At 73.7% G+C, this 6,729-nt stretch carries 4 protein-coding genes and 1 pseudogene; all 5 read left to right on the top strand.

Features of this window, described 5'->3' with window-relative positions; all coding sequences use genetic code 11:
• The first annotated feature begins 1,252 nt into the window (after nucleotides 1-1,252).
• Complete coding sequence (locus IE332_RS31205) at nucleotides 1,253-1,603, top strand: hypothetical protein (protein ID WP_189922967.1); 351 nt, start codon at nucleotides 1,253-1,255, stop codon at nucleotides 1,601-1,603.
• Between the two features lie 627 nt (nucleotides 1,604-2,230).
• Entirely contained in the window at nucleotides 2,231-2,962 is a 732-nt protein-coding gene (locus tag IE332_RS31200; RefSeq protein WP_308437625.1) for a TnsA-like heteromeric transposase endonuclease subunit, read from the top strand.
• On the top strand, nucleotides 2,959-5,295 hold the full coding sequence (locus tag IE332_RS31195; RefSeq protein WP_189922963.1) for a TnsB C-terminal domain-containing protein: 2,337 nt from the start codon (nucleotides 2,959-2,961) through the stop codon (nucleotides 5,293-5,295). The genes IE332_RS31200 and IE332_RS31195 overlap by 4 nt, the downstream gene beginning before the upstream one ends.
• Nucleotides 5,289-6,323 carry an AAA family ATPase gene (locus IE332_RS31190; protein ID WP_229929058.1) on the top strand — a complete coding sequence of 345 codons (1,035 nt, stop codon included), beginning with the start codon at nucleotides 5,289-5,291 and terminating at the stop codon, nucleotides 6,321-6,323. The genes IE332_RS31195 and IE332_RS31190 overlap by 7 nt, the downstream gene beginning before the upstream one ends.
• Nucleotides 6,320-6,658: pseudogene (locus tag IE332_RS42495) on the top strand (TniQ family protein); the annotation flags it as partial. The gene IE332_RS31190 and the pseudogene IE332_RS42495, both read left to right, overlap by 4 nt.
• Nucleotides 6,659-6,729: the final 71 nt, after the last annotated feature.

The raw sequence follows: 6,729 nt of genomic DNA, 5'->3' as shown, positions 1-6,729 counted from the left end.
TGGCGGCCGGGGCGCCGCTGACGCGGCGTCAGCCGGGGAGTGCCGGCTACGCCGTCACCATGCGTGGCGTGGCCTCGGCTGCGCCTCGGCGGGTGGTGGGTGGTTGGGGGAATTCGCCTGCGGCGAATTAGCGGGCTTGCTCGGGTGGTTGGTAGCGGGGCTTGGGCGTCGCTGCACTCCGCCTTTCCGATGGCTTTTCCCCGGGCCTACGGCCCGTCAATCGGTCGGCATTCCGGTCTTGTTGGGCCGATGTTTTCACGGCCCTACGGGCCCGATTGGCTGGCAGGGTTTCCCGGGCTGCGCCCGGGGTGAGCGTTGACGATGTGACGCGGAATTCGGGTAGTAGCCCATCCCTCCGGGCGGGCGGGGTGCCGGCCGGGGCCTGCGGCCCTCGGCGTTGACGATGTGTCGCGGACTTCCGGTATCAGTCACAACCCCACCCCTGGGGGCCCTCCCCCGGTCCCGGCCGGTGGCCGGTCCGCCGCCTGGTTGCTGGGCTGGCGGCCCATCCGGCGCCCCTGGGGCGGGGCCTGCGGCCCTCGGGAGCAACCTCCGGGCCACCGGTCCGGCTTCGGTCTCCCCGGCCCCGGTGGCGGGCCCTCACGGACGCCCCGAACGGCGGTCCCTGGCGGGCCCTCAACCGCAGACTCCGAACCGGAATCCGAAGCGAATCCGGGAGCGTTTCGCCGGCTGCCACATAGCCCTATCCTACCGGTTCCCCGGAGGGCGCCAGCGGCGAACAGGCAACCTCACGGCGACCGCCCATCACCGCTCTACCCGGCCGCGCTCACGGCGGGAATCCGAATTCCCTTACGCTCCCTTTCTGGGGAAAATCCGGAACCCTTTCGGGGCGCAGCGGCTGGGAATCGAATTCGGGCATCTCAGAAAGGGGCCTACGGCCCCTGAATCCGACACGGCGACCGCCCTTCCAGGCCGCCCAAGAAATCCCGTCCAGCGTCACCCGAGCAATTCCCGGAGTGGCGACACCAAACCGAACACCGGACCTGGACGGCGGCCACGACGGCGGCCAGGGCGGGGCGCAGCGGGGCGGCACCGGACGGCCAGGACGGGGGCACAGGCACAGCGCCCCGGACGGCCGAGACGGGCACGGACGGGCCGCCGGCGGCCGGGACAGGCGCAGCGGGACGGCCTGGCGGCCGACCAGGACGGCTGCCAGGCCCGGCAGCGGAGCGCCGCACCGGGCGACGCGGGCAGGCGGCAGCGGGCCCGGGGAGGCCGGTAACGTGCCCTGATGACCTCTCCCGCCATACCCGAGCCGTCGCTGCCGACACAGCAGCAGCTGAGAGACCTGCACAACTTCATCGACGGCCGGGCCTACGCCGCCCTCGGCCCCATCATCCGTATCCCGGGTACGCCGCACCCACTACGGGACGAGCAGCGCGCCGTCGTCAGCAACGCCGTGAACGCGGTCTTCGCCACCTCCCGGCACCTCTACCAGGCGCTGTGGCACCACCTCGGCCAAGACCAGCCAGACGCAGCCGCCCGCGCCACGTGGGCAGCCCTCCAAGCCCTCGCCACCCCCTGGCGCGACCACCCCGACCTCCCCATCCACCTCCACCCCACGCCCCACCAACACCCCTGACCAACCAACCCAAACCATCGACGGCCAGGGCGCAGCGGGACGGCCTGGCGGCCGACCAGGACAGCGGCCAGGGTGGCCTGACAGCCACCCAGCCATCCATCGAGGACGGCGGCCGGCCAGGCGTAGCAGGCCGGAACGACTCGGACGGCAGGCCCGGGACGGCGGCACCCAGCCCGGACCACCAAACCGAACACCAACCCCCGCCGCCACCCCTACCCCGCAATTCCGGCCCGAATTCAGACTACTGCGGGCAACCAATCCGCCGAAACAATTCAACGGAATTCTCGGTGGAATTAACCCCCGAATCCACATCCAACAATGCCCCACCGGCCCTCGAGTGAGCCGACCCGACCCCCGACCTCGCCAACCATCACACATAGTCATCAGAACAGCCCGGCCCCCGACCCGCAGGACGCGTCAACAGGTCCAACCAAAGGTCCAGACAACTAGGCCTATGAGGCCATTTCACGCCCACAGAAGCCAACAGGTCACACCCTGCGGCCCCTCGCCGGGTAGAACCTGGCGTGCAGCACTCGTTGGAGTGAACGGTGTCCGTTCTCCTATCTGCCGGATTCTCAACGGACTTGACTGCCTGGCGGCAGGTCTCTGCGGTGAGGGGTGGGTTTGGTGGACGCGGCAAGGGTGGAGGCGTGCTTCGTCACGGTCGCCGGCGAGGTGGTCCAGCAGCGCCTGGGGCGGGCGGCCGGGCAGGTGCGCTTCGAGGAGTTGGGGCCGGTTGCGGCGTTCCCCGTGGTGCCGGGGCGCAGCTGGGGTCCGGGGTGGTGGTGGTCCTCGACGACGGGGCGGCTGGTGGCGCACGGGTCGATGGCGATGCGGATGCAGTTGATGCTGCTGGACCGCGAGCGTTCGGTGACCGGTCTGGCGGGGCGGCCGGTGCGGCTGCTGTGGCGCGAGGACGACGGCACGGTGCGTTCCTGGGTGCCGCAGCTGTTCGCCCGCTACGCGGGCGGCGGGGCGCTGCTGGCCGACTGTCCTGCCGTCCCTGGCCCGGGCGGGCCGGCGGCGCAGCGGGCTGCGCGGGTGCTGGCTCAGGTGTGTGAGGGGGTGGGGTGGGTGTATCGGCGGTTGGAGCCGCCGTCGCCGGTGGTGGCGGCGAATGTGCGGTGGCTGGCCGGGTACCGGCATCCCCGGTTCGGGGCTGACGGGGTGCTGCGTGAGGCGGTGCTGGCCGCGTTCGCGCGGCCGAGGGCGTTGGCGGAGGGGGTCGCGGCGGTGGGTGTGCCGTTGCGGGCGGGGCCGATGGTCTTCCATCTGTTGTGGTCCGGTGCTCTGTCCGCGGCGTTGGAGGAGCGGCCGTTGGACGCCGGGACCGTGGTGGGTCGGGGGGTGGCGGCGTGAGTGGCGGGTCGGGCCGGCGGGTGCTGGCGGTGGGCGCGCACGTCGTCTTCGACGGGCGTGCCTGGCAGGTGGTCGGGGTGGAGGGGCAGCTGGTGCGCCTGGCTGGCGAGCGGGGCGAGGTCGCAACCGTGCTGGCCGGGCACCTGGTGGCGGCGCCGGACTTCGCGGTGACCGGCGCGCGGCCGCAGGCGGGGGTACCGCAGTGGGGGCTGTTCCAGACGGTGCCGGTGCGCGAGCAGGAGAAGGCGCTGGCCTGGCAGCGGCACATCCAGGAAGTGGAGTTCGGGCTCGTCGGTGGGGAGGGCGCGGCGGGGGTGCCGCGGCCTCAGTACGACCCGCTCTCGCGCACGCTCGCCGAGCGGGAGCAGGCCAAGGCCGACGAGCTCACCGCGCTGGGGTGGGAACGCGTCGCTGTCAGCACGGTGCAGCGGATGCGGTTGAACTATCGGCGACAGGGGCTGTGGGGGCTGGTCGACCACCGCACCACCAAGCCGGTCAGCCGCACCGGGCGCGCCGACGAGAAGGTCGTCGCTGCAGTGCTGGAGGCGCTGCGGCGCCAGCGCGGCCGTTCCAAGGGCACGGTGAAGGGGTTGATGCAGCTCACTCGTCAGGTGCTGGACGAGCGGTACGGAGTGGGGGCGGTGAAGCTGCCGGCGCAGGCGACGTTCTACCGGCTGGTGAAGGCGCTGGCCGACCCCGCTGAACTGCCCGGCCGGCCCGCGCGCACCGCCACCGCCTCACCGGGGCGGCCGTTCACGCCGGCGGTGGCGCTGCGGCCGGGCGAGCAGGTCATGCTCGACTCCACCCGCCTGGACGTCATGGCCGTCTTCGCCGACGGCACCACCGGCCGCCCGGAGCTGACCATCGCGCTGGACGTCGCCACCCGCTCCATCCTGGCCGCCGTCCTGCGCCCGGCGAGCACCAAGGCCGTCGACGCGGCGCTGCTGCTCGCCGAGATGGCCGTCCCGCACCCGCTGCGCCCCGCCTGGCCCGACGCGCTGGCGATGTCGCGCGCGCCCGTGCCGTACGAGGACCTCCTGGACGCTGACCCGCGCCTGGCGGCCGCCGCTGGCCGCCCGGTGGTGGTGCCGGAGACCGTGGTCGTCGACCGCGGCCGGATCTTCCTGTCCGCGGCGTTCCTGGCCGCCTGCGAGAGCCTGGGCATCAGCGTGCAGCCCACCCCGCCGAGGCGCCCCAGCGCCAAGGGCCACGTCGAGCGTGCCTTCGGGTCCGTCAACACCCTGTTCTGCCAGCACGTCGCCGGCCACACCGGCGCCAACGTCCTGCGCCGAGGATCCGACAGCCAGCGCGAGGCCGTGTGGAGCGTCGTCCAGTTGCAGGACATGCTCGACCAGTGGATCACCACCGAGTGGCAGAACCGGCCCACCGAGGGACTGCGCCACCCCTCGATGCCCGCCACCGCCCTGACCCCGAACGAGATGTGGGGCGCCATGCTCGGCGCCACCGGGCACGTGCCGCTCCCCCTGAGCGGCGACGACTACATCGAACTGCTGCCCGTGGTCTGGAAACCGATCACCGAGCGCGGCATCCGCCTGAACCACCGCACCTACGACCACCCCGCGCTCACCGACTACCGCGGCCAGCCCTCCGGCGTCACAGCGCAGCAGGGCCGGTGGGAGGTCCACCACAACCCCCACGACGCCCGCCGGATCTGGGTCCGCCTCGGCGACGGCGGCTTCACGCCCATCCCGTGGATCCACGCCGACCACGTCCACCAGCCCTTCGGCGACCAGCTGTGGCAGCACCTCAAGGACACCGTCGCCCGACGCGGGGACCGCGACCGGCACGAAGCCGACCTCGCGAGGGCCCTCGACGACCTCCTGCGCCGCGCCCGAGGCGGCACCGCCCACCCCCGCGAACACGCCCTGATCACCCGCCACGCACCCGCCGCCCTCCCCCACGACACCGACGGGCCCACCGGGCCCGACACCGTGGAGGACCCGGACGGACAGGCAACCAGGCGCGGTGAAACGAGACAGCGGAAGCGGACCGCCGGTGCGGGAAACGCCGGCCCCGGGCAGCAGCGAGAGGGTCGCGGGCATGACGTTCCGCGGCCACGGCGGGCCGGCGTCGCACGGGCCGGGACGGCGGCCGGGGAAGACGAGGCCTCCGCGACACTGTTCGGCGCCGCCGCACCGTGGCCCACGCCGGTGCCAACCCCGGGAAGTCCGGCCCCGGGCGGTGAGGACGACGAGGACGGTCTCGACGACGCCGGGCCCGGCTGGGACGACGAGGACGGTCTGGACGACGCGGATGCGGGGGACGCCGGCTTCGGGCTGTTCGACGCGGCCGAGGAGGCGCAGCAGTGGTGACCCCGACCGCCCGTCAGCCCGCGGCCCAGGCCGGGAGCGCGACGCCCACCACCTGGGAGGAATGGCGGCGCTTCGTCGACCGCAAACGACCCGCACCGCCCTCACCCGAGGGACCCCGGCGCAGCGCCGCCCAGCGGCTGGCCTACCACTCCCGGTTCGTCGTCGTACGCACCCCGGCCCTCGACAAGATCACCGCCAGCGTGCGCACCCTCACACTGCTCGGGCGCCACCAGGACGGCACCGCCCGCCCCGGACTGATCGTCACCGGGCCGCCCACCACCGGCAAGAGCACCGCCCTGCAGGAAGTCGGGCGCACCTACGAGCTGCACCAGCGGTCCCTGTCCCACAGTCCCGTCCCCGGGCGGGCGCCGGTCGCGTACATCCTGGTGCCGCCCGGCGCGAGCGCCAAGAGCCTGGCTGCCGAGTTCGCCCGCTTCGTCGGCCTGCCGGTCGGCCCGCGCATGACCCAGGCCCTGCTCACCGCGACCGTCTGCAGCATGTACACCAGCCTGGGGGTGAGCCTGGTCCTCGTGGACGAGATCCACCGCCTCAACCCCCGCACCACAGGCGGCGCCGAGGCCGCCGACTTCCTCAAAGACCTCTCCGAACGGCTACCCGCGACGTTCGTGTACGCCGGCGTCGACGTCACCGACACCCCGCTGTTCTCCGGCGTGCGCGGCGCCCAGCTCGCCGGGCGCGCCTCGCTGGTCGACTGCGACCCCCTGCCCGCCCGCCACGGCCCCCAGACGCCGTTCCGTTCCACCGTGGCCGCGTTCGAGAACGCCCTCGACCTCACCGCCCACCGCCCCGGCTCCCTGCGGCGCCTGGCCCCCTACCTGCACGAGCGGACCGCCGGCCGGATCGGCAGCCTCTCCCGCCTCATCCGCGAAGCCGCGATCACCGCCATCGTCGACGGCACCGAGAAGATCACCAAGACCTCCCTGGACGCGATCACCCTCGACCACCTCGCCGAAGAACACCACCGCCCCACCCACCGGGCCCGACGCCGACCGCCCGGCCCGAGGTGAGCGGCGCCCACCCGGGCCGGGCAGCGCACCCCGCGCTGCCGGCCCCCGTGCCCACCACCCAGGACGTCCGGCCCCTGCCGTCGGAGAGCACCGCCTCCTGGCTTTCCCGCCTCGCCCAGGCCCACCACCTGCCCCCGCCCTACCTCCTGGACGGCCTGAACATCACCACCACCGGCCGCCCCGGCCACACGCCAGGAGGATCCGAGATCCACCTCGACCACACGGCGCAGCACCACCTCGCCGTGTTCACCCGCGTCCCCCACCACCACCTCACCCGCGCCCTGCCCCGCCTGAACGCCCTCCCCCCCAGTCACCGCCCGCCCCGGCCGCACAGGCGGCCACGCCGCCTGGCGCGGGCTCGGGGCCCACGAGGCTCCCGCGCGGGCCTGCCCCACCTGCACCCTGC

The sequence above is a fragment of the Kitasatospora xanthocidica genome (assembly GCF_014656195.1).
Lineage (GTDB): Bacteria > Actinomycetota > Actinomycetes > Streptomycetales > Streptomycetaceae > Kitasatospora > Kitasatospora xanthocidica.
The sequence above is the reverse complement of the archived record's forward strand: the minus strand, read 5'-3'. Positions and strand labels throughout refer to the sequence as shown.

Excerpts from the sequence above, each read along its gene's own strand:
- IE332_RS31205 (WP_189922967.1), top strand. The coding sequence starts at position 1,253 with ATGACCTCTCCCGCCATACCCGAGCCGTCGCTGCCGACACAGCAGCAG.